Below are 22,321 nucleotides of genomic sequence, written 5' to 3'. Positions count from 1 at the left end.
AGTTTTCAAAGGTCTACCGTTGCCCGCTTGTTTCAAGCAAGCAACTTAATCAGTTTAACAAATTGTCAACTACCTGTCAAGAACTTTTTTGAATAACTTTTCTTGATGGTTAGACGAAAAGTCGTCAATCTCAAGTGATCAACAGCTCATCGCCGCGACAACGTTATCTAATATACCGAGGTTACAATCAAATGTCAACGACAAATTCAAACTTTTTCAAAAAAATCAATAAAGCAGAACGGCTTTGTTACCCTCCCGGCAAAACGTTGTATGATTACCGAAAATTGTAATCGTTATCCATTTTTAACCATCGTTAGATTTCATAATCACAAACCTGTGTTTTTAAATCAGCTGCTTCATTTCCTATCAAATCACCTAAAATTAAATTCTTAGCAAATAAAAAACGCGCCATCATGATTGATGACACGCTTAAGATTATTTTTGATTTTCGACAATCGGCTCACGATCGTCAACTGCTACTGGCTCATCAGCAGCATCGTCATAAGCCTCGCCAGTCAATACCTCAACTGGCTTGAAGGTCTTAACGAAAGCATCCTCAACCGAAATTGGCGATTGCGGCTTGCTTTGTTCATAAAATTGAGCCGTTGCCAGGTAGACAACTGGAGCATAGGCGCAAAAGCCCAGCAGCATGATGATCAAGCCGGCATACATAACAAAGTAGGTTGCCGTGTAATTGCCGTAGTAGGCCAATCCACCAAAGATCGCACCCCATACCAACATCGGCAGGAAGCTGACTACCAATTCAACCGTGAAGAATGAAAGCTTCTTACCACCCATAAAGCGACGACTAGCCGTCAAAGCATGGCGCATTGACTGTCCCAAAAAGGCTGGCTGCTGGTCGCGGTACAGCAATGGTGCCTGCGAGTATTCCAAAGTCTTCCAGAACGTAATCAAGAAGTTGGCGATCCGCACTGCGATCACCAGCGCCTGGTTCTTAGCTACCAAGGCTGCCACGATATCCAACGGCAGCGTCCACAAGAAAATAAACAGACTGCTGTAAAGCGTCAGCCGCAGCAGCTGGTTTTTGTTCAGATGCTTAAAGTGCTTCCAGATCGTCGTCGCACTGACTTTTAGATTAGGGTTCTTGATTTGATCCTGGTAGCTGTAAAGGATGCTCATGTTGACAAAGTACATGCCAAACGTTACCAAGAACCACAAAATCAAGATACCTAATGCCTCAACCACTGCAAGCAGCACTTGACTGATCATGCCGTACATAATCAGCATCGTGGCATACCCCAGCATCATGGCGCTGCGAGTGAACAGCAGTGCCAAAAGAGCCGTCAATGCCAGGTAAAGCAGCGTAATGCCGGCAATCGGCCAAACCGCGGCGTTATATTTGCCCTTCAGCGTACTCTTTAATTGGTTGATGAATTCTTTGAGAGGCAAGTGATTGCGTTTCATTAATTCAATTCTCCTCTTTTTACTTAATTATGTTTAAAAATGTTCTTCGTGTATCTTAACACATCTTGAAAATTGTACCACTGTCACCGCCTATGCTTTACAAAGTCTTCACAAAATCACGAATTCATTCCTTAAATAACAAGTTTTTTACGAAGCCGACAGCTGATCACCATTACTGAACCAAAACGTGCAAATCAAGCGCGATTGCCGATGTCAAGCACAACCGCCCCGCTTACCTACTGATCTGTAAAGTAAAAAAAGACCCGCGAGCGATTCGCGAGTCTTTAAAGAACGTTTAAGAAATTAGAAATTATTAGTACTTTTCCTTGCTCAAAACGTTCAGCTTTTCATCGAAGTCGTAAACAACTGGTTGGCCAGTAGCCATTTCCAGGTTCATGATGTCTTCGTCAGAAATGTTTTCGATGTACTTGGAAAGGGCACGCAGCGAGTTACCGTGGGCAGCAATGATAACGTTCTTGTTGTCCAACAGCTTTGGTGCGATTTCGTCTTGCCACAATGGGATAACCCGTTCCAGCGTAACTTTCAGGTTTTCACCACCAGGAATGGCGCGTGGGTCCAGGTTGGCGTAGCGACGGTCCTTAGCTGCAGAGCCTTCGTCATCGGCACTCAGCAGTGGAGGCAGCACGTCGTAGGAACGACGCCAAATGTGCACTTGTTCGTCACCGTACTTTTCAGCAGCCTTTTGCTTGTTCTTGCCTTGCAAAGCGCCGTAGTGACGTTCGTTCAGACGCCAAGTCTTGAATTCAGGAATCCAAAGCTGGTCACATTCTTCCAGTGCGTAGTGCAGCGTCTTGATCGCACGCTTCAGAACAGAAGTGTAGGCGTAGTCAAATTCCAGACCGTGTTCCTTCAGTGCCTTACCGGCAGCCTTTGCTTGTTCAACACCTTCTGGAGCCAAGTCAACGTCTACCCAGCCAGTAAATTGGTTGGACTTGTTCCATTCACTCTTACCGTGACGAATCAGTACTAATTTAGCCATTGTTCGTTTGACCTCTTTCTTCTTTTAGTGAGCCGTATATAAAATACACAACAATTCAAGCTATATTTTAAATCAGATTTTCGCTCGTGCCAATAGAAAGCACTCATTTATTGTCATGATGTTCGCGATTGTTTTGCCAATGCATCAAGATCTCGCCAACAATCAAGGCCAGAATCGCCAAGCTGGTCAGCATGTTTTGCGTTGGCGTGCCATGCTCGGCAATCAGTCCTCTCAACAACGCCGTGATTCCCAGACTGATCAAAAAATCAGCTGCCAGATGACCATGATTCTGCATCGCCGCGGCTGCCATCGCCAAAAACTCAAACAGCAGAAAGAAGGTAATGATCTTTTCCAATACTGGGTCAAATGAGGTTAGGTGTCCGGCAAAAAGCGGCGATAGTTTAACCAGCTGCCACAGTTCGACAAAAACAAAGCCAATCAGACACAGCCCAAAGACAGCCATTGAGATTTCGGCAAAGCATTCTAAAAAATTGCCAACGCGCTTTGCCAAACGATCGAATTTTTCCATTGTCACCGCTCCATTTTCATTTTGTTGACCTTATCGTATCAAAATTTCAACGGCTGTGGCAGTTTTTTACGGTTTTCACCGATTGACTCCGGGCAGCTGAAATTGAAGACGGCATTGCTGGCTAATGCGTTGCCGATTCCGTAAGATGCCGATACTCTGTAAAACATCGATCCGCAGCTGCGCTTTTGGCATTCTTTTAATTCGACATGATTTTAAAACCGGCTTAAGATCGCCGCAAACCCAGCCAACCTGGCTAATGGCAGCCTGCAGTCTTGATTGCCCACTTGTTTTTTTAGTCATCACCAAAAAAATCCTTGGCAATCTGCAGGTAGACCTGATCTGCCTGCAGATACTCCGCAACTGACAGACTTTCGTCAATCTGATGCGACATTTCTTCTCGGCCCGGTCCCCATTCAACGATTGGAAAACGGTGATCATCCAATATGTAGCGCGAGGCATCCGTGGCACCGTGCGAAACGGCAAGCGGCAGCGATTGCCCGGCAACGGTTTGATATGACTGCTGCACCAGGGAAACGAATGGATCAGCCGGATCAGTCGCCATTGGCATAAAACTGGCTACGACCTCTAATTCAAACTGACCATCCATCTCCGCGTTCAAACGATCCACCAGCGTCTGGAGCCGATTCTGTACCGCCGTATTGTCAAATTCCGGAATCGTCCGCACGTTGCCTTCCAGATAAGCGTAGTCAGGAATCGAGTTGAGCTGGCGACCGCCGTGAAAGACTGTAACGCTGTGGATCAGGCTACCCAGGCTGGGACTTGCCTTCACGTCATCAAACGCGTGCCGCTCATATTCAAAAAAGCGCGCCAGATTGGCCACGGCATTAATACCCAGACTGGGATCGGAACTGTGCGCCAGGTGGCCATATGATTTCACACGGTAGTCAAACGAGCCGCTGTGTGCGTATTCCAAGCGGTTGGTCGTCGCCTCACCCACAATCATGGCATCAACATCGCGGACCAGTCCTTGCCGCGTCAGTTCAAGCGAGCCCAGACCGCCAATTTCCTCATCAACCGTTGCCAGCAGGCGGACCTTGCCATGTTTGGGCAGACCGGCTTCTTTCAGCTCAATCAAGGTGTTGACCATTGCTGCCAGGCCGCCTTTCATATCGACGCTGCCACGGCCATAGATAGCATCATCAATTACCTGACCGCAGAACGGATTATGCTGCCATTTGTTTGAATCGCCAACGTCTACGGTATCAAGATGTCCCGCCAAAGCCAGCACCGGGCCATCATGTTCGCCTACCTCGGCAACCAGATTCGTACGGCCAGCCGCCAGGGCAATCAGATCAGATTCAATGCCATGATCGCTCAATACCTGTTTGAGATATTCAGCAGCCGGCTGCTCATGACCATTGACCGTATTGATTTGGATCAGTTCCTGCAAAATGTTGAGCTTGACGCTGTCTTCCATTTTTTCCACGTCCTTTTACTCTCATTTTATTTTAATCTATTTTTAATTTTAACATAAAAAGCCAAAAACGCCAATGATCAGGCAGTCCCTCGGCCAATCACAAACCGGTCAGCCACCATCGACTAAAGTCACGGGATTTCCGGCTAGCAATAATCAAACAAGCATCCTGACTTGGCAACTATCTTGATAAAATGCGTCAAACGAAGACCATCCAGCAATCAGCTATCCGTTTTCTCCTAAGCATGCATTGACCTTTTCAAAGCAAATAATCGAGCAGCAGCGATCGAATCATCGGCCATCAACTGCTCGCGATCCTCAGTGCCTCGTCAACAGGCCAATAGTCAAATCAAAACGGCCGGCAGCTCAGACTGAGTCGCCGACCGTTTTCGCTATTTTAATTAATCTTTCAAGGCTTTGTCGCCAATGTCATGACGGTAGAAGCATTCCGGCTCATCTAGTTTGGCCAGATAGTCATAAACCTTGTCTTGGGCCTTTTGCAGATCGGCATCCTCGCCAATCACCATCAAAAGCCGGCCGCCGTCACCATGCAGCTCATCAAGATGTCCCTTAACGTTGGCATAGTCAATGGCAATGTCTTTAGCTGCTGGGAACGAACCAAGCGCCTGACCATGAACCGGCTTTTTAGGATAGCCCTTGGATGCCAGAATTACACCCAACACGGCCATATCGCGTTCCTCAATTACCGGCATTTGTTGATCATTAACATTGGCATCGATCAGTTCGACCAGGTCCGTTTTCAGCCGTGGCAAGACAACCTGCGTTTCCGGATCACCCAGCCGCACGTTATATTCAATGACTTTAGGGCCATCCGCCGTCAGCATCAGGCCAATGTAGATAATGCCATGGTAGTTGTAGCCTGCCTGGTGCAGCCCATTGACGGTTGGTTCAACGACATCATCAATCATGCGCTGACGTTCGGCATCGCTAAGCTGTGGCAGTGGACTGTAGGCACCCATGCCACCCGTGTTAGGACCTTTATCGCCATCGTACGCCCGTTTATGATCCTGCGCCATCGGCAAAATCCGGTACTGATCATCCTGTACCACGACAAACATTGAGTATTCTGGTCCGACCAGACATTCTTCCAAGACCAGCTTTTCTTCCCCTAACTCAAACATTTCCGTAATCGTGTCCTCAGCTTCTGGCGTTGTCTGAGCGATCACGACTCCCTTGCCGCCTTGCAGGCCATTGGCTTTGATGACTACCGGCCGAACAAAGTCGTTTAGCCCCGCCAATGCCGACTTCAGGTCCGTAAACGTCTCGTGCTTGGCAGTTGGCACGTGGTACTTGTTCATAAAGTTCAGCGCGTAGTCCTTAGAGCCTTCCAACTGAGCCGCTTCTTGATTGGGGCCAAAAATCTTCAGCCCGGCTTTTTGGAATGCATCCACGATTCCCGCACATAAAGCATCCTCAGGGCCAACAAACGTCCAGGCAATGGCTTGATCCTTGGCAAACTGAATCAGCGCCTCAAAATCGTCTTCTTCAATGTTTAAAGGCACGATTCCCGCCGTTACCATGCCGATATTGCCTGGTGCACAATAAACCGTATCGACATGGGGACTTTCGTTGAGCTTTTTGGCAATGGCAAATTCCCGACCACCAGCACCAATTACCAGTAATTTCATCTTTTCCATATTTGTAAAACCTCTTTACCCAAAAAAGTCCGCGAAAATCAATCCGCGGACCTGCAAATGCAATTAGTGGCGGAAGTGACGAACACCCGTCATTACCATGGCAATGCCCATTTCATTGGCCATGTCGATCGATTCTTGATCCCGTACCGAGCCGCCTGGTTGAACAATGGCCTTAATCTCGTGTTCACCGGCAAACTTGACACAGTCATTGAATGGGAAGAAGGCATCAGATGCCATTACCGTTCGACCATCAATGGCATCACCAGCATGCTTAACCGCAATCTTCAGTGAGTCGATTCGGTTTGGCTGACCAGAACCTACGCCCAGCGTCCGTTCATTGTTGGCAACCACGATGGCATTGGACTTGGTGTGCTTAACGGCCTTCCAAGCAAACATCATCGTTTTAAGCTGTTCTTCAGTTGGCTTGACGTCCGTAACGCATTCCCAGTCGTGCCAGTCTTCTTTAAGCGTATCCTGTTCCTGCATCAGCACCCCGCCCATGACAGAAACGACTTCATGACGCGTTGGCTCGTCTTTGGCTGAGAAGTCAACCTTGAGCAGGCGAATATTCTTCTTCTTGGCCAAAACGGCATAGGCATCGTCGTCAAAGCCTGGGGCAATGATGATTTCCAAGAAGATCTTGTGCATTTTTTCTGCCGTTGCCAGATCAACCGGCCGATTCAAGGCAATCACCCCACCGAAAATAGAAACTGGGTCAGCTTCATAAGCACGATCCCAAGCCTGTTCCAGGGTTTCACCGCGGCCAATACCACAAGGGTTCATGTGCTTCATAGCAACAACGGTTGGTTCATCAAACTCGCGCACGCTGCGCAATGCCTCATCAGCGTCCTTGATGTTGTTGTAGGAAAGCTTCTTGCCGTGGAGCTGTTCGGCTTCCAGGATCGAGAACTTCTTAGGAATTGGATCCTCGTACAGCCAAGCCTTTTGATGACTGTTTTCGCCGTAGCGCATCGTATCCTTCAAATCGTAGGTCAGCGTAAGCTTTTCTGGGTCTTCCAAATCCAGGCGCTTCGTCAGGTACTGTGAGATCAACGCATCGTAGGCAGCCGTAGTCCGGAATGCCTTGGCCCCCAGCATCGTCCGCGTTTCCAGCGTCGTGTTGCCGTGTGCCTTGATTTCGTTAAGAACCGTTTCGTAATCGTTGATGTCGGTTACGATCGTCACGTCACGATAGTTCTTGGCTGCTGAACGAACCATGGAAGGACCACCAATATCAATGTTTTCAATGGCATCGGCCAGCGTAACGTCTGGTTTTTCGATGGTTTCCTTGAATGGGTACAGGTTGACACAGACCAGATCAATTGGCGTGATGTTTAATTTATCCAGGGTGTCCATGTGCTCAGCAACGTCACGACGCGCCAGCAGCCCACCGTGAACATACGGATTCAGTGTCTTGACCCGACCATCCAGAATCTCTGGAAAGTGAGTTACTTCTTCAATACTGATAGTCTTGATACCAGCTTCATCCAAGGTCTTCTTGGTCCCACCAGTCGAAACGATTTCAAAACCATTTTCACTCAAGCCCTTAACGAAAGGCACCAGGTTGGTCTTATCAGATACGCTAACTAATGCACGTTTCATTGGTTGTTTTTCTCCTTTGCAATTCGTTCAGTCAAAATCTTCTTAACGGTTTCTGGATATAATTCGTGTTCAGTTTCATGAACCCGCGTTTCCAACGTGTCGACCGTGTCATCAGGATAGATTGGCACGTGCCGCTGGGCAATAATCGTCCCCGCATCCAGATTTGAATCAATGTAGTGAACCGTAACGCCGGTTTCTTTGCGATGATCGGCAAAGGCCCGCTCAATCGAATGCAGTCCTGGATATTCCGGCAGCCAAGCAGGATGCAGGTTGACGATGTTGCCTTCATACTTATCCAGAATCGTTGGCCCGATAATCCGCAGATAACCAGCCAGCACGATAAAGTCAATGTCGTATTTTTCCAACACCGTCATAATCTTTTCTTCGTAGGCCTGCTTGGATCCGCAAGACTTCACGGTAAAAGTTTCATATGGAACGCCCAGTCTTTGAGCACGTTTAATTACATAAGCATCGGGGTGGTCGCAAAAAAGTAAAGCCTCTTTGCCAGGAATATCGCCATTTTGAAAATGCTCAGTCAGCACTTCAAAATTGGTCCCGTTCCCCGAGGCAAAAATTGCCACGTTCATGTTCTTGCCTCTTTTATTTAATAATCAGTTTTTCTTCATCAGCTGGTCGAGCCTGCAGTTGACCAATCTGCCATGAGTCTTCGCCAGCCTGCTTTAAAGCATCTTGAACGGCAGCAGTGTTTTCTGGCGCCACGGCTAAAATCATCCCCAGCCCCATATTAAACGTGCCGTACAGATCATCTGCATCCAAATCGCCCATCTTTTGCAGATAGCTAAAGATCGGCAGCTTAGGCCAGGCACTGGAATCAACCACGGCCTGCAGCGAATCAGCAAACATCCGCGGCAAATTTTCCGGCAGACCGCCACCGGTAATGTGGCTGACCCCGTGAATCAAGCCCTTTTTGATCAATGGCAACACCGGTTTGACATAGATACGCGTAGGCGTCAACAGTGCCTCACCAACCGTTTGGCCATTCAGTTCGGCCGGCTGATCACTGAGCTTAACGTCATGATCCTTAAACAGCACTTGGCGCACCAGCGAATAGCCATTAGAGTGAATCCCTGATGAGGCCAGACCAATCAAAACATCGCCAGCTTTTGGCAAGGCCGTCGTCAGCATCTTGTCTTGATCAACAACGCCGGTCGCATAGCCGGCCAGATCGTACTCATCTTGACTGTACATATCAGGCATCTCGGCGGTTTCTCCGCCAACCAGAGCTGCGCCCGCTTGCCGACAGCCTTCTGCCACGCCAGAAACGATCTGAGCCATCTTATCTGGTGTGTTGTGGCCCGTTGCGATATAGTCCAGGAAAAACAGCGGTTCCGCGCCCTGAGCCAAAATATCGTTGATGCACATGGCCACGCAGTCGATGCCGATCGTGTCATGACGATTCAGCTTTTGGGCGATCAAAAGCTTGGTACCAACGCCATCCGTGCCTGAAACCAGAATTGGATGCGTCAAGCCGGCAACCGCGGTCAGATCAAACATCCCGCCGAAGCTGCCGATCCCGCCGACAACGCCGGGACGATCGGTTGAAGCAACGGCATCCTTGATTTTTTTTACCATTTCATAGCCGGCATTGACATTAACGCCGGCTTCTTCATAACGTTTCCGCTTCATTTGGACAGTCGTTCCTTTCGCGCGCGCTTTTCTTGTTCGTTTAATGACTTAAGGTAACCCTCTTCAAAATCATACAGCGGCGTTGGATAGTCGCCATTAAAGTAGGCCACCGTCAGACCGCCATATGGTGCCTCACCAGCGTCTGGAACGTTAATCGCCTTAACGACGCCGTCAACGCTCAAGAATCCTAATGAATCGGCTTCCATCAACTTACACATCTCGGGGACGGAATAATGAGCCGCCATCAGTTCAGCCCGGTTGGAGACATCGATTCCATAAAAACATGGGAAACGGAATGGCGGTGAGGCGATCCGCATATGAACCGACTTGGCGCCGGCTTCTTTCAGCATCCGCACGATCTGCTTGGAAGTCGTTCCCCGCACGATCGAATCATCGACTACGACCACGTTCTTGCCGGCAACGACCCCGCGTACGGCCGAAAGCTTCATCTTAACGCCTTGTTCCCGCAATGCCTGCGTGGGCTGGATAAAAGTCCGAGCAACGTATTGGTTCTTGATCAGCCCCATTTCATAAGGCAGACCAGCTGCTTCCGCATAACCAGACGCCGCGGAAAGCGAAGAGTTTGGCACCCCAATGACCATGTCGGCATCAGGGGCTGGCTGTTCCTTGGCCAGCAGCCGCCCCATCTGCTTGCGGGCACTATGCACTGTTACACCATGAATAATGGAATCAGGACGGGCAAAGTAGATGTATTCCATTGAACAGATGGCCAGCTTGGTGTCATCAGTATAACGATCTTCATGCAGACCATCCTTGTCGATCACCAGCAGCTCACCTGGCTGGACATCACGAATCAGCTTAGCGCCCACGATATCCAAGGCACAGCTCTCACTGGTCACGACATAGGCTCCATTTGGCATCTGCCCTAAGCAAAGCGGTCGAATGCCATTGGGATCCAAAGCTGCAATCAGGCGATCCTTTTGCAGGAACAAGAAGGCAAAGCCCCCCTTAACCATATTCAGTGTCTTTTTTAAGGCCGGCATAAAGCCCATGTGAATGTTTTGCCGAATCAAATGAATCAAGATCTCGGTATCTGAATCCGATTGAAAAACGGCGCCGTTGTCTTCCAGTTTGCGACGCAGCGTGACGGCATTGGTCAGCTGGCCATTGTGCGCCATCGCAATGTCGCCATCATGAAAATGGAACAAAAATGGTTGCACGTTGTTGATCGAGTTGTGGCCACTGGTACCGTAGCGAACGTGACCAATCGCGGCATCCCCGACCAGGCGCTCCATATCGCTTGGATCGGCAAAGACTTCCGAAAGCAGGCCACGATCCCGGTGCTGATAAAGGTGCTCGCCGTCAGTCGTGACGATCCCGGCCCCTTCTTGTCCACGGTGCTGCAGGTTGTGCAGACCGAAGTAGGTGACTCGGTTGGCTTCTGGCACGCCAAATACGCCAAAAACCCCACACTCTTCATTTAGTCCTTTGATTTCATTGCGCATGGCAAAGCTTCCTCCCAAAGTTTTTGCATTTGAGTTACTGGCAAGTTGAGCTCAGCATTAGCCAGATGGACTTCCAGCCATTGCGTTGCTACGACCTCACCAGCTGGCATTGCATCGTCTTGCATGATTTCTTCAAAGGCCGCCACATTTTCTGGTGCCACACTGACCAGCATCCGGCCCGGCGTTTCACTGAAGAACTGCTTCTTATCCAGAGCACGGAAATCAGCATTTAAGCCCAGCTCCGTCTTAAAGACCGTTTCAGCAGCAGCTACGGCCAGACCACCCTCACTCAAGTCATGAGCGCTGGCTACCAGACCGCTTTGTTCAGCTTGTAGCAGGCGACTCAGGTAGTCATGGACGTGCTCCAGATCAAAGTCAGCCAGCGTGCCGGCAATATCACCCGTCATCATCTTCTGCAGTTCGGAACCGGCATAGTCATCGCCAGTCTTGCCGACCAGGTACAACTTGTCGCCAGCATGTTGCACACGGGATGGGATGACGTACTTAGCATCCTTAATCAAACCGACCATACCGACCATTGGCGTTGGGTAAATGGCCGAGCCGTTGTTTTCATTGTAAAGCGATACGTTACCGGAAATGACTGGCGTATCAAAGACGCGGCAAGCTTCAGCCATCCCTTCGATTGAATGATGCAGTTCCCAGAAGATTTCAGGATCGGTTGGGTCACCATAGTTCAGGCAGTCCGTAATGGCTAATGGCAAAGCGCCAGAAGCAATGATGTTGGAAGCTGCTTCAACCAATGCAATCTTACCGCCGACGTATGGGTTTAAGTAGACCAGGCGACCGTTGCCATCCGTCGTCATCGAAAGTGCCTTTTTGGTTCCGCGTACCCGAATAACCCCAGCATCAGAACCTGGGCCAACCACCGTTGAAGTCCGCACTTGCGAGTCATATTGACGCGTGATCCAAGACTTGTCGGCAATCGTTGGCTGCGTGAGCAATTCTTGGTAAACTACTGCGACATCATCGATTTCAGGGACCCAGTTGGCTTCTTTTTCGGCATCAATCAGACGTTGTGGCTTCTTTTCTTCTGATTCAACTTCCAAAACGTCGTCCGTCAAAGTAGAAACCGGAATATCGCAGACAACTTGCCCATCATGATGCAGCACGTATTGATGACCTTCCGTGATTCGGCCAATCGTTACGACTTCCAGATCATAGTAGTCAAAGATCTTTTTAACGTCTTCTTCATGGCCCTTCTTAACACACAAAAGCATCCGTTCCTGAGACTCGCTCAGCATGATCTCATAAGCTGACATGCCTGGTTCGCGCTGCGGTACCAAATCAAGATCCAAGTCCATCCCTGAGTTACCTTCAGAAGCCATTTCGGCACTGGAAGAAACAATCCCGGCTGCACCCATGTCTTGGATCCCGACCAGCCATTCAGCATGGTCTTGAATTAGTTCCAGGCAGGCTTCCATCAGCAGCTTTTCCATGAATGGGTCACCGACTTGAACGGCCGAGTGCTGTGACTCGTTGCCAGAGCCAAAGTCAGCCGAGGCAAACGTTGCCCCGTGAATCCCGTCACGACCAGTCTTGGCCCCAACGTACATCACGGCATTGCCAACCCCAGAGGCATTCCCTTCCTGCTGGTTCTTTTGGTCCATCAGCCCTACGCTCATGGCGTTGACCAACAGATTACCCTTGTAGCAAGGATCAAAGGTCGTTTCACCCGCAACGGTTGGAATGCCCATGCAGTTGCCGTAATCGCCAATCCCGCGGACGACGCCATCAACCTTCATCCGTGTCTCGGCATCGCTTAATTCGCCAAAGTGCAGCGAGTCTAAAGAAGCGATTGGACGCGCGCCCATACTGAAGATGTCGCGTAAAATTCCGCCGACACCAGTAGCAGCGCCTTGGTATGGCTCAACCGTTGATGGGTGGTTGTGACTTTCGGCCTTGAAAACGACTGCCTGACCGTCATCAATGTCAACGACACCAGCACCTTCACCAGGCCCTTGCAAAACGCGATCATTTTTGTTGGGGAACAGACGCAGCACTGGCTTGGACTTTTTGTAAGAACAGTGCTCGGACCACATTGCCGAGTAAAGGCCCGTTTCCGTGTAGTTTGGCAAACGGTGCAGCAGCTTTTCGCTGATGTAGTCATATTCTTTTTCAGACAGACTCCAGTCGAGATATGGCTTCTTTTCCTTAATTTCTTCAGGGGTCATTGCTTGCTTCATTCTAATTATGCCTCCGTCTTAACTGTGCCGTTTTCCAATAAAGACTTGAACAGCCGCAAACCGTCCGTCGAACCCAAGAGTGCTTCCACGGCGCGCTCTGGGTGGGGCATCATGCCCAATACGTTGCCGCGCTTGTTGACGATCCCTGCAATGTTGCGCAAAGAGCCGTTGGGATTTTCACTTGCGTAGCGGAACACGACTTGATGATTGGCTTCCAGCTCGTCCAAGGTTTTTTCATCCGCGTAGTAGCTGCCTTCACCGTGTGCAATTGGCAGAGCAATGCGTTCGTGAGCCTGGTACTGCGTGGTAAAAAGCGTGTTGTTGTTAACGACTTCCAAAGGCACCGTTTCACAGACGAACTTTTGGCTGTCGTTTTTCTTCAGAGCACCTGGCAAAAGGCCCGCTTCCGTTAAAATCTGGAAGCCATTGCAGGTACCAAAAACCGGCTTGCCTTCATTAGCGAGCTTGATGACGGCCGGCATAACGTTGGCGAACCGAGCAATCGCGCCGGCCCGCAGATAGTCGCCATAGGAAAAGCCCCCTGGCAGCATGACCGCATCAAAGCCATCCAGACTCGTGGCCTTGTGTGAAACGTATTCGACGTCGGCATTGCAGACATCATGCAGCGCCGAGTACAGGTCGATGTCACAGTTCGAGCCTGGGAATTGAATGACCGCAATCTTCATTTATTTCGCCTCCAGCACTTCAAACTTGTACGTTTCAATGTTGAAGTTGACCAGCAGCGATTCCGCTACTTCCTTAACCGTGTTTTCAACGGCTGCCTGATCGCCTTCAACCTGCAGATCAAAGAACTTGCCAACCGTCAGATCCTTGACTTCTTCATGCCCCAACTGGTGGATGGCATTTAAAACGGATTCGGCTTGGGGGTCAAAAACAGATTGCTTGTAGGTAACGTAAATACGAACGGTAGTCATTTGATTAGTCCTCCTTAACGGCTTCTTGCAGGCGTGCGTAAACTTCATCATAGGTCGTGGTCAGGTCAGCCAGGTTCTTGCGGAAGACGTCCTTGTCCATGTGGGCGTTGGTCTTGATGTCCCACAGACGGCAGTTGTCAGGCGAGAATTCGTCAGCCAGCACCAGTGAGCCATCCGAAAGCTTGCCGAATTCCAGCTTGAAGTCAACCAGCTTCATGCCAGCCTTCTTAAACAATGGCGTCAAAAGCTTGTTGCAGCGACGGGCCAGTTCCCAGCATTGCTGATATTCTTCATGCGTGCAGGCCTTAATGGCAACCGCGTCGGATTCATTGGCGAATGGGTCGTCCAAGGCATCGCTCTTGTAGAAGGTTTCTTCAACCGGTTCGTCCAGCTCCATGCCATCCTCTAAGCCGAAGCGGGAGGCGAAGTGGCCGGCGCAGACGTTGCGCGTAACGAATTCCAGCGGGAACATGTGGCACTTCTTAACCAATTCTTCCTTTTCAGAAAGGCGCTTGATGAAGTGAGTTGGAATGCCGTTATCAATCAGGTATTCAAAGACCAGCGTTGAAATATCGTTGGCTGCTTCACCCTTTCCGTCAAAGTGGTCCTTACGCTTACCGTTAAGCATCGTTGCCTGATCCAGGTAAACAACCCGTAAAACGTCAGGATCTTCGGTTTGCCACATTTGCTTTGCTTTGCCGGTATATAACAGCTTTTCCATTTTTGATTGCCCTCCTTATAGGCTAAAAACGAATTGATGAATTGGTTAACGGAAAATTGTTCGTTAAATCCTGCTATTATCGTACGCATATTTTTAAAAATCGTCAAGCGTACAACCGAACCTTTTTCAGTTTTTAATCATAAAATAATGGTTTTTCTAAGTTTAACGTTTAACTAAAGTAGGTTTTTAATTTTATAGTTCGTGTTTTAATCGATTCCAAGTCAAACAAAAAAGCACCGATCATTTCAATCGATGCTTTGGTTTAATGATAATTAATCGTCTAAGCCAACCCGCTTGAAGATGTCGTCAACATGACGCAGGTGCCAGTGGTAGTCAAAGGCATCATCCAGATCTTCTTTGGTCAGCTGCTTTTGAATGGTTGGGTCAGCTTCCAGCAGTGGCCGGAATGGTACTTGTTCGGCCCAGCATTTAGCCGTGTATGGCTGAATCAGATCGTAGGCATTTTCCCGCGTCATGCCGGACTTGACCAGCTTGAGCAGCACCCGGCCAGAGTAGATCAGGCCCAGCGTCTTGTCCATGTTCTTCTTCATGGTTTCAGGGAAGACGTCCAGGTTTGCCAGAATCCGGCCAAACCGGTGCAGCATGTAGTCCAGAAGTGCCGTCGTGTCTGGCAGAATCATTCGTTCAGCACTGGAATGAGAAATGTCGCGTTCATGCCACAGAGCCACGTTTTCATAGGCCGTAACGACATGGCCGCGCAATACCCGCGCGCAGCCACAGATGTTTTCAGAGCCAATCGGGTTGCGCTTGTGCGGCATTGCTGAAGAACCTTTTTGACCCTTGGCAAAGTGTTCTTCAACTTCATGGATTTCCGTCCGCTGCAAGGAACGAATCTCAGTCGCCATTTCTTCCAGGCTGGTCCCGATCAAAGCCAAAGCGGCGATGTATTCAGCATGCAGATCCCGTGGCAGCACTTGGCTGGAAACTTCTTGGGCCCGCAGACCGAGCTTTTCGCAGACGTATTGTTCAACCCGCGGATCAACTTCAGCAAACGTTCCCACGGCCCCAGAGATCTTGCCAGCTTCAACGCCAGCCGCCGCGTGTTCGAAGCGTTCGTAGTTGCGTTTCATTTCAGAGTACCAGCGGGCAACCTTGAGGCCAAAAGTCGTTGGCTCAGCGTGAATCCCGTGCGTCCGACCCATGCAGACCGTGTACTTGTATTCATTGGCCATCTTTTTCAGGATTTCCATGAAGTCCTTGATGTCTTGACGCAGAATCTCGTTAACCTGCTTAAGCTGGTAGCCTTGCGCCGTATCAACGACATCAGTACTGGTCAGGCCATAGTGCACCCATTTGCGTTCGGGACCCAGCGACTTGGAAACGTCACGCGTAAAGGCAATCACGTCATGGTGCGTAACGGCTTCGATTTCTTGGATGCCTTCAACGGTGAACTTGGCATTCTGCTTAATTTTTTCAACGTCTTCGGCTGGAATCTTGCCCAGCTTGCTCCAAGCTTCATCAGCCGCGATTTCTACGGCCAGCCAACATTGGTAGCGGGTTTCATCGCTCCACAGCTTCTTCATTTCTGGACGGGTATAACGATCAATCATTAATCTTTTCTCCTATTCATCGTCCCAAACATGGGAATCTTTAATTTGCTTTAACGTTGCTTCAATATCATCGGTCAAAATGGTAACATGCCCCATCTTGCGGTTGTGGCGGCTCTCAGCCTTGCCGTAATCGTGAAAATGCCATTGCGGATATTCATGAATCAAGCGCCGCGTGCCGGCCACGTGTTGACCTAAAACATTAACCATCACGACTGGACTCAGCAGCTTGATCTTAGGCAGCGGCCAGTTGCAGATTGCCCGATTGTGAACCGCGAACTGCGAGAAGTTGCAGGCCTCGATCGTGTAGTGGCCAGAGTTGTGCGGCCGGGGTGCCAGTTCGTTAACGTAGAGCTGACCATCTGCACCGACAAACATTTCGACGCCCAAGATGCCTTTGAGATCAATCGCTTCGGCAATCTTTTCGGCCATCTGCTGAGCGCGCTGCTGCCATTCAACTGGCATGCGGGCGGGCACGATGCTCAAATGCAGAATTTCATGAGCATGAATGTTTTCACTGACTGGAAAGACGGTAATATCGCCATCGGTATTGCGCGCTACCATAACTGAGCATTCCATCTTAAATGGTACCCAGCCTTCCAAGATGTCATCACCATACTGCAGTACTTCTTCAGTAATCGGGTCATTCAGGTCTTGCGCACTCTTTAAAACCATTTGGCCATGACCATCATACCCGCCTTCGCAAGTCTTTAAGACACATGGATAGCCAAGTTTTGCTACGGCCGCGTTCAGATCAGCACGATTCTTGACCGCCGCGAATGGTGCCGTCTGCAGGCCCGCGTCGCGCAAAAAGGTCTTTTCGCGAATCCGGTTCTTGGTCGTGTATAAGAGGTTGGTTCCCTGAGGAATGGCGACTTGATCAGCAACGTCTTTTAAGGCCTGCAGATCAACGTTTTCAAACTCATAGGTCAAAACGTCAGCCCGCCGCGCCAGTTCCTTGATCGCCGCCACGTCGGCATAGGGCGCTACGATCTGATCATCGGCTGCCTGAGCGGCTGGACACTGTGGCGTGGGGTCCAAAATAATAACCTTCATCCCAGCTGCTTTGGCAGAAAAAGCCATCATCTGCCCCAGCTGACCACCGCCGATAATGCCAATCGTTTTGCCCTGCTCAATATAGGCTTCTGGATGCTTAGTCAAGTTCGGCATTGCTGGCCACCGCCTTGTCATGCATTTCTTTACGGAAAGCCACGATCTTGTCCTGCAGCGTTTGGTCATTGATGCCTAAAATCTGAATGGCCAATAAAGCAGCGTTCTTGGCCCCGGCATTGCCGATCGCCGTCGTGGCTACCGGAATCCCTGCTGGCATCTGCACGATGGAAAGCAGCGAGTCCATGCCGCCCAAAGCCTTGGTCTGCCCCGGAATCCCAATCACCGGCAAAGGCGTGTTGGCCGCGATCATCCCTGGCAGATGAGCGGCCCCGCCGGCACAGGCAATAATGACCTTAACGCCATTTTCTGCCGCGTGCTGGGCAAAATCGAACATTTCATTTGGCATTCGGTGCGCTGAGATAACCTGCTTATCGTACTTGACGCCAAACTGATCCAAAATATCACATGCTTGCTTAACTGTTGGCCAATCGGACTTGCTGCCCATGACCACGCTGATTTCACTGCTCACAATGGCACCTCCTAAAAACTGTCTCTAGCATAGCAAAAGTTTTCGGCAAAAACAAGATTTTTCACGAACTAGAAGAAATAAGGGAATTATAATGTTCGTCTTTATCATAATAATCCCAACGCAAAAAAGAGCGCCTGCCGCGCCCTTTTCTTTAGTAATCTTAGAACAAACCGGTAATGTTGCCTTCACCGTCAATGTGCATGTTAACGGCAGCCGGTTTCTTACCCAGACCAGGCATCGTCATCACGCTGCCAGACAGTGCTACGACAAAGCCCGCGCCCAGCTTAGGAACGAATTCGCGAATGTGGAACGTAAAGTCAGTTGGCGCACCCAGTTCCGTTTGATCATCGGTAAATGAGTACTGCGTCTTGGCAATGCAGACCGGCATGTTTTCCCAGCCCATTTCATGGAACTTCTTGAGCTGTTTTTGAGCCTTCTTGGAGAATTCAACGTCCTTGGCCCCATAGATGGTCTTGGCAATCGTGTTGACCTTGTCTTCAATTGAGTCGCCCTCAACACTGTAGAGCTCATGGAATTCACTTGGCTGATCGGCCAGTTTAACGACTTCCTTAGCCAGATCAACCGTACCTTCGCCGCCTTTAGCCCAGGCATCAGCCAGAACCACGTTGACGCCTAATTCGTGGCAGTTGTCTTCAATGGTCTTGATCTCGGCTTCCGTATCAAAGGTAAAGTGGTTGATGGCCACGACAACCGGCAGACCATAGCGCTGCATGTTCTTGATGTGGCGGTTCAGGTTGGCCAGCCCCTTCTTCAGTGCCGGCAGCTGTTCATCTTTCAGGTCAGCCAGGGCCGCACCACCGTTGTATTCCAGCGCCCGCACCGTAGCCACGATTACCAATGCGTCAGGCGTCTTGCCCAATACCGGCCGCTTGATGTCCAAGAACTTCTCGGCCCCCAGATCAGCACCGAAGCCAGCTTCCGTAACCGTGTAGTCTGCCAGCTGCAAAGCCGTCTTGGTAGCCAGAACCGAGTTGCAGCCGTGAGCAATGTTGGCAAATGGGCCCCCATGAACGATGGCCGGCGTGTGAGCCAGCGTCTGAACCAGGTTTGGCTTTAGGGCATCCTTAAGCAGAATCGTAATGGCATCGCTAAAGCCAAGCTCGCCAACCGTAACTGGCTTTTGGTCGTAGGTGTAGCCAACCACGATTTTTGAAATCCGCTGTTTCAAATCAGCCAGGTCCTTAGACAGACAAAGGATCGCCATCAGTTCGGAAGCCGCCGTAATGTCAAAGCCGGTTTCACGCGGTACCCCTTGCATTACGCCGCCCAGACCGGTTACCACGTGCCGCAGCACCCGGTCGTTAACGTCAGCCACCCGCTTCCAGATAATACGGCGTGGGTCCAGGTTCAGTTCGTTGTCTCGCATGATGTAGTTATCGATCAAAGCTGCCAGCGTGTTGTTGGCACTGGTTAAGGCATGCAGGTCACCCGTAAAGTGCAGGTTGATGTCTTCCATTGGTACGACTTGGCTGTAGCCACCGCCAGTTGCGCCACCCTTGATTCCAAAGACTGGGCCCATGGATGGTTCCCGCATCGCAATCACGGTTTGGTGGCCCAGCAGGTTCAGGGCATCCCCCAAGCCGACCAACACCGTTGACTTACCCTCACCAGCCGGGGTGGGGTTGATTGAAGTCACCAGAATCAGCTTGTGCTTTTTGTCAGGAGCTTCCTTGACCGGCAGATCGATTTTGGCCTTGTACTTGCCATATGGTTCGATCTCATCGGCACTTAAGCCCAGTTTTTCAGCAATCTTGGTAATAGGTTCCATTTCGGCAGCGTTGGCAATTTCTAGATCAGTCATTGTTGCGGTTCCTCCGTTTCGTAAAAGCGAACATTATAGCTTATATCAAGTTAAATAAGCTTTAATTTAAGTACATTCATAACAACAACGGCTTTATTATGAAGTGTAAACCGTAAATTGTCAATATTATAAAAAAAGCTCCATCCTATTTGAATGGAACTTTTCTACTATTATATACCATTATTAAAGCGCTTTTAAGCCGATTCGCCAAGATAGGCTCGTTTAACCTTTGGATCATTCAAAAGTGTCTGTCCGCTGCCGCTCAGCTGAATTTCTCCCGAGGCAATCACGTAGCCTCGATCAGCAATCGAAAGAGCCTGATGCGCGTTCTGCTCGATCAAAAGAATCGTGGTCCCTTGCGCGTTGATTTTTTGAATGATGTCGAAAACTTTCTGAATATAAATCGGTGCCAATCCCATTGATGGTTCATCCAAAAGCAACAGCTCTGGGTTAGCCATCATTGCTCGCGCCATTACCAACATCTGCTGCTCACCACCGGAAAGGGTCGCCGCGTCTTGGTGCTGGCGCTCTTTTAAAATCGGAAACATTTCAAAGATTTCCTGCAGGCGTTGATCAATCTGGTCGCGATTCTTTTGCAGATATGAGCCCAACTGCAGATTTTCCATCACGGTCATGGCTGGAAAGACGTGCCGCCCTTCTGGAACCTGAGAGATTCCCGCGGCCACGATTTGCGGCGCCTTTTTGCCAATCAGTGATTCATTTTGATATTCAATGGAGCCCGACTGCGGCTTAACAATTCCCGAAATCGTCTTAAGAATCGTTGATTTACCCGCGCCATTCGCCCCAATTAAGGTCACGATCTCACCTTTTTTGACTTCAAAATCAACGTGACGGACTGCTTGAATCGCACCATAGCTGATACTCAAGTCCTTAACCTGCAGCATTGGCATCACCTCCCAAATATGCTTTGACAACGGCTGAATTCTGACTCACTTCTTTTGGCGTGCCACTGGCCAAAACCTCGCCTTGATCTAAAACATAAATCCGTTCAGCCAGGCTCATCACCAATGACATATCATGTTCGATTAAAAGGACGGCCAGATTGTTCTCATCGCGCAGCTGCCGAATCATCGTTGTCAGCTCCGCCGTTTCTTCAGGGTTCATCCCCGCGGCCGGCTCATCCAAAAAGATAATCTTCGGCTTGGTTGCCAAGGCCCGCACGATTTCAACGCGTCGCTGCATCCCATATGGCAGCTTGTTGGCTGGACTGTCAGCAACCGCCGTCAAATGATAGCGGTCAATCAGCTTCTGGGCCGCGTCATTCATCTCGCGTTCAGTACGATAGTAGTGCGGCGTTCGAATAATCGTACCCCAAAAACTTTCCTTAAATTGATTGTTCAGCGCCGCCATGATGTTTTCCCGCACCGTCATGTCGCCAAACAGTCGAATGTTTTGAAACGTCCGTGAGATACCATGCTGCGCAACACTGGTAGCACCCTTACCGCTGACCTTATAGAAGCGACCATCATGACGGATGGCAATCGTACCGCTGGTGGCTGGCAAAAGGCCGCTCAACATGTTGAACAAGGTTGTCTTACCAGCACCATTGGGACCGATTAAAGCGACCAACTCATTATCATAGATCGTCATCGAAACGTCATTGACCGCTGTCAGTCCACCAAACTGTCGCGTAACGTTGCGAACGGTTAATAATTTCTCTGCCATAGTTGCTCCTTTCTATGATTCAGCGGCAGCCTGCTTTTTGGCCGTACGTTTCGCCAGCCATTTGCCAATTGAAAACTCACGCCGGCCCATCAAACCACTTGGCTTAGCAATCATAATGACAATCAGCATGACCGCGTAGATAACCATCCGCAGCGAGCCGAAGTTTTGCAGAATCGTGTCGATTGCGCCTAAGACGACGGCAGCAATTACGGATCCAGTAATGCTACCGATACCGCCTAAAACAACAATAATCAGAATCGAAACCGACTCCATGATGTTGAAATTGCTTGGGGCAATACTCTGCAAGTAGGAAGCATAGAGTGAGCCACCTACAGCTGCCAGTGACGCGCCCATTACAAAGGCCATTAATTTGTACTTAGTTGCGTTGATGCCCATGGCCGTGGCCGCCAGCTCGTCATTGCGAACAGCGCGAATCGCCCGGCCCGTCTTACTGTGAACAAAATTGGCAACGATAATAATCGTCAGACACATCATAATGTAAACGAGCGGCCAAGTGGCAAGCTGGGGAATATTGTAGAGCCCAGCCGGTCCATTGGTAATCTTTAAGTTATTGGCGGTCAGCCGGATAATTTCGGCCGCCCCCATCGTCGCAATCGCTAAATAATCGCCTTTAAGCCGCAAGGTTGGAACCCCAACGATCAGAGCAATCACAATCGTAATCACAATGCCGGTAATCATGGAAAAGATCAGCCCTGCAAATGTTGATTCAGTTTGCGTCATAATTCCCGTTGCATAGGCGCCAATTGCCATAAAGCCGGCATGACCCAGCGAAAACTGACCAGAAAAGCCCACGATCAGGTTCAGACTGACGGCCAGGATGATGTTGATGCCCATCATAACCAGCATGTTCTCGATAAACGTATCAACCACGCCAGTCATTTCACCAGCATAGATAATGCCATATCCGGCTGCCATGCAGACGAACCAGATGGCAATGGTCTGCCAACGTGTTTTCATCTT

20 protein-coding genes are annotated in these 22,321 nt (G+C 49.7%); all 20 read right to left on the bottom strand.

Annotated elements, in window-relative coordinates:
* Positions 1 to 435 precede the first annotated feature (435 nt).
* Positions 436 to 1,425, bottom strand: coding sequence for a hypothetical protein (locus FC47_RS08655; RefSeq protein ID WP_006499357.1), 990 nt, complete (start codon positions 1,423 to 1,425; stop codon positions 436 to 438).
* Between the two features lie 313 nt (positions 1,426 to 1,738).
* Complete coding sequence (locus FC47_RS08650; RefSeq protein ID WP_006499355.1) at positions 1,739 to 2,425, bottom strand: 2,3-diphosphoglycerate-dependent phosphoglycerate mutase; 687 nt, start codon at positions 2,423 to 2,425, stop codon at positions 1,739 to 1,741.
* A 103-nt stretch (positions 2,426 to 2,528) separates the two neighbouring features.
* Positions 2,529 to 2,954 carry a phosphate-starvation-inducible PsiE family protein gene (locus FC47_RS08645; protein WP_052133603.1) on the bottom strand — a complete coding sequence of 142 codons (426 nt, stop codon included), beginning with the start codon at positions 2,952 to 2,954 and terminating at the stop codon, positions 2,529 to 2,531.
* A gap of 292 nt (positions 2,955 to 3,246) precedes the next feature.
* Positions 3,247 to 4,392 (bottom strand): ArgE/DapE family deacylase, encoded by a 1,146-nt coding sequence (locus FC47_RS08635; RefSeq protein WP_048345588.1) that lies wholly within the window; start codon positions 4,390 to 4,392, stop codon positions 3,247 to 3,249.
* A gap of 398 nt (positions 4,393 to 4,790) precedes the next feature.
* Positions 4,791 to 6,047 (bottom strand): phosphoribosylamine--glycine ligase, encoded by a 1,257-nt coding sequence (gene purD / locus FC47_RS08630; RefSeq protein WP_056968650.1) that lies wholly within the window; start codon positions 6,045 to 6,047, stop codon positions 4,791 to 4,793.
* A gap of 63 nt (positions 6,048 to 6,110) precedes the next feature.
* On the bottom strand, positions 6,111 to 7,649 hold the full coding sequence (gene purH / locus FC47_RS08625) for a bifunctional phosphoribosylaminoimidazolecarboxamide formyltransferase/IMP cyclohydrolase (RefSeq protein ID WP_056968649.1): 1,539 nt from the start codon (positions 7,647 to 7,649) through the stop codon (positions 6,111 to 6,113).
* Positions 7,646 to 8,236 (bottom strand): phosphoribosylglycinamide formyltransferase, encoded by a 591-nt coding sequence (gene purN / locus FC47_RS08620; protein ID WP_056968648.1) that lies wholly within the window; start codon positions 8,234 to 8,236, stop codon positions 7,646 to 7,648. The genes purH and purN overlap by 4 nt, the downstream gene beginning before the upstream one ends.
* A gap of 13 nt (positions 8,237 to 8,249) precedes the next feature.
* A complete protein-coding gene (gene purM / locus FC47_RS08615) occupies positions 8,250 to 9,296 on the bottom strand; it encodes a phosphoribosylformylglycinamidine cyclo-ligase (RefSeq protein WP_056968647.1) in 1,047 nt (348 codons plus the stop codon).
* A complete protein-coding gene (purF, locus tag FC47_RS08610; RefSeq protein WP_056968646.1) occupies positions 9,293 to 10,762 on the bottom strand; it encodes an amidophosphoribosyltransferase in 1,470 nt (489 codons plus the stop codon). The genes purM and purF overlap by 4 nt, the downstream gene beginning before the upstream one ends.
* On the bottom strand, positions 10,738 to 12,966 hold the full coding sequence (purL, locus tag FC47_RS08605) for a phosphoribosylformylglycinamidine synthase subunit PurL (RefSeq protein WP_056968645.1): 2,229 nt from the start codon (positions 12,964 to 12,966) through the stop codon (positions 10,738 to 10,740). The genes purF and purL overlap by 25 nt, the downstream gene beginning before the upstream one ends.
* A 5-nt stretch (positions 12,967 to 12,971) precedes the next feature.
* On the bottom strand, positions 12,972 to 13,652 hold the full coding sequence (gene purQ, locus FC47_RS08600; RefSeq protein WP_048345595.1) for a phosphoribosylformylglycinamidine synthase subunit PurQ: 681 nt from the start codon (positions 13,650 to 13,652) through the stop codon (positions 12,972 to 12,974).
* Positions 13,653 to 13,901 (bottom strand): phosphoribosylformylglycinamidine synthase subunit PurS, encoded by a 249-nt coding sequence (gene purS / locus FC47_RS08595; RefSeq protein WP_006499343.1) that lies wholly within the window; start codon positions 13,899 to 13,901, stop codon positions 13,653 to 13,655. It lies immediately after the preceding gene.
* Between the two features lie 4 nt (positions 13,902 to 13,905).
* Positions 13,906 to 14,622 carry a phosphoribosylaminoimidazolesuccinocarboxamide synthase gene (gene purC / locus FC47_RS08590; RefSeq protein ID WP_033934858.1) on the bottom strand — a complete coding sequence of 239 codons (717 nt, stop codon included), beginning with the start codon at positions 14,620 to 14,622 and terminating at the stop codon, positions 13,906 to 13,908.
* A 272-nt stretch (positions 14,623 to 14,894) separates the two neighbouring features.
* A complete protein-coding gene (gene purB / locus FC47_RS08585) occupies positions 14,895 to 16,193 on the bottom strand; it encodes an adenylosuccinate lyase (protein ID WP_033934859.1) in 1,299 nt (432 codons plus the stop codon).
* A 12-nt stretch (positions 16,194 to 16,205) separates the two neighbouring features.
* Positions 16,206 to 17,360: a 5-(carboxyamino)imidazole ribonucleotide synthase gene (purK, locus tag FC47_RS08580; RefSeq protein WP_056968644.1), complete on the bottom strand. Its 1,155-nt coding sequence runs from the start codon at positions 17,358 to 17,360 to the stop codon at positions 16,206 to 16,208.
* Entirely contained in the window at positions 17,344 to 17,808 is a 465-nt protein-coding gene (purE, locus tag FC47_RS08575; RefSeq protein ID WP_033934896.1) for a 5-(carboxyamino)imidazole ribonucleotide mutase, read from the bottom strand. Before purE ends, purK begins: the two co-directional genes overlap by 17 nt.
* A gap of 184 nt (positions 17,809 to 17,992) precedes the next feature.
* Positions 17,993 to 19,654 carry a formate--tetrahydrofolate ligase gene (locus tag FC47_RS08570; RefSeq protein WP_056968643.1) on the bottom strand — a complete coding sequence of 554 codons (1,662 nt, stop codon included), beginning with the start codon at positions 19,652 to 19,654 and terminating at the stop codon, positions 17,993 to 17,995.
* Between the two features lie 194 nt (positions 19,655 to 19,848).
* Positions 19,849 to 20,559, bottom strand: a complete 711-nt coding sequence (locus tag FC47_RS08565; protein WP_302427511.1) for an ABC transporter ATP-binding protein — start codon at positions 20,557 to 20,559, stop codon at positions 19,849 to 19,851.
* On the bottom strand, positions 20,546 to 21,340 hold the full coding sequence (locus tag FC47_RS08560) for an ABC transporter ATP-binding protein (RefSeq protein WP_056968641.1): 795 nt from the start codon (positions 21,338 to 21,340) through the stop codon (positions 20,546 to 20,548). The genes FC47_RS08565 and FC47_RS08560 overlap by 14 nt, the downstream gene beginning before the upstream one ends.
* A 12-nt stretch (positions 21,341 to 21,352) precedes the next feature.
* The gene (locus FC47_RS08555; protein WP_056968640.1) at positions 21,353 to 22,318 is read right to left on the bottom strand and encodes a branched-chain amino acid ABC transporter permease; all 966 of its coding nucleotides are present in this window, start codon (positions 22,316 to 22,318) and stop codon (positions 21,353 to 21,355) included.
* Between the last annotated feature and the right edge of the window lie 3 nt (positions 22,319 to 22,321).

The organism is Limosilactobacillus mucosae DSM 13345, assembly GCF_001436025.1.
Lineage (GTDB): Bacteria > Bacillota > Bacilli > Lactobacillales > Lactobacillaceae > Limosilactobacillus > Limosilactobacillus mucosae.
Note: the sequence above shows the minus strand (reverse complement) of the source record. Positions and strands in the feature narration are given on the sequence as shown.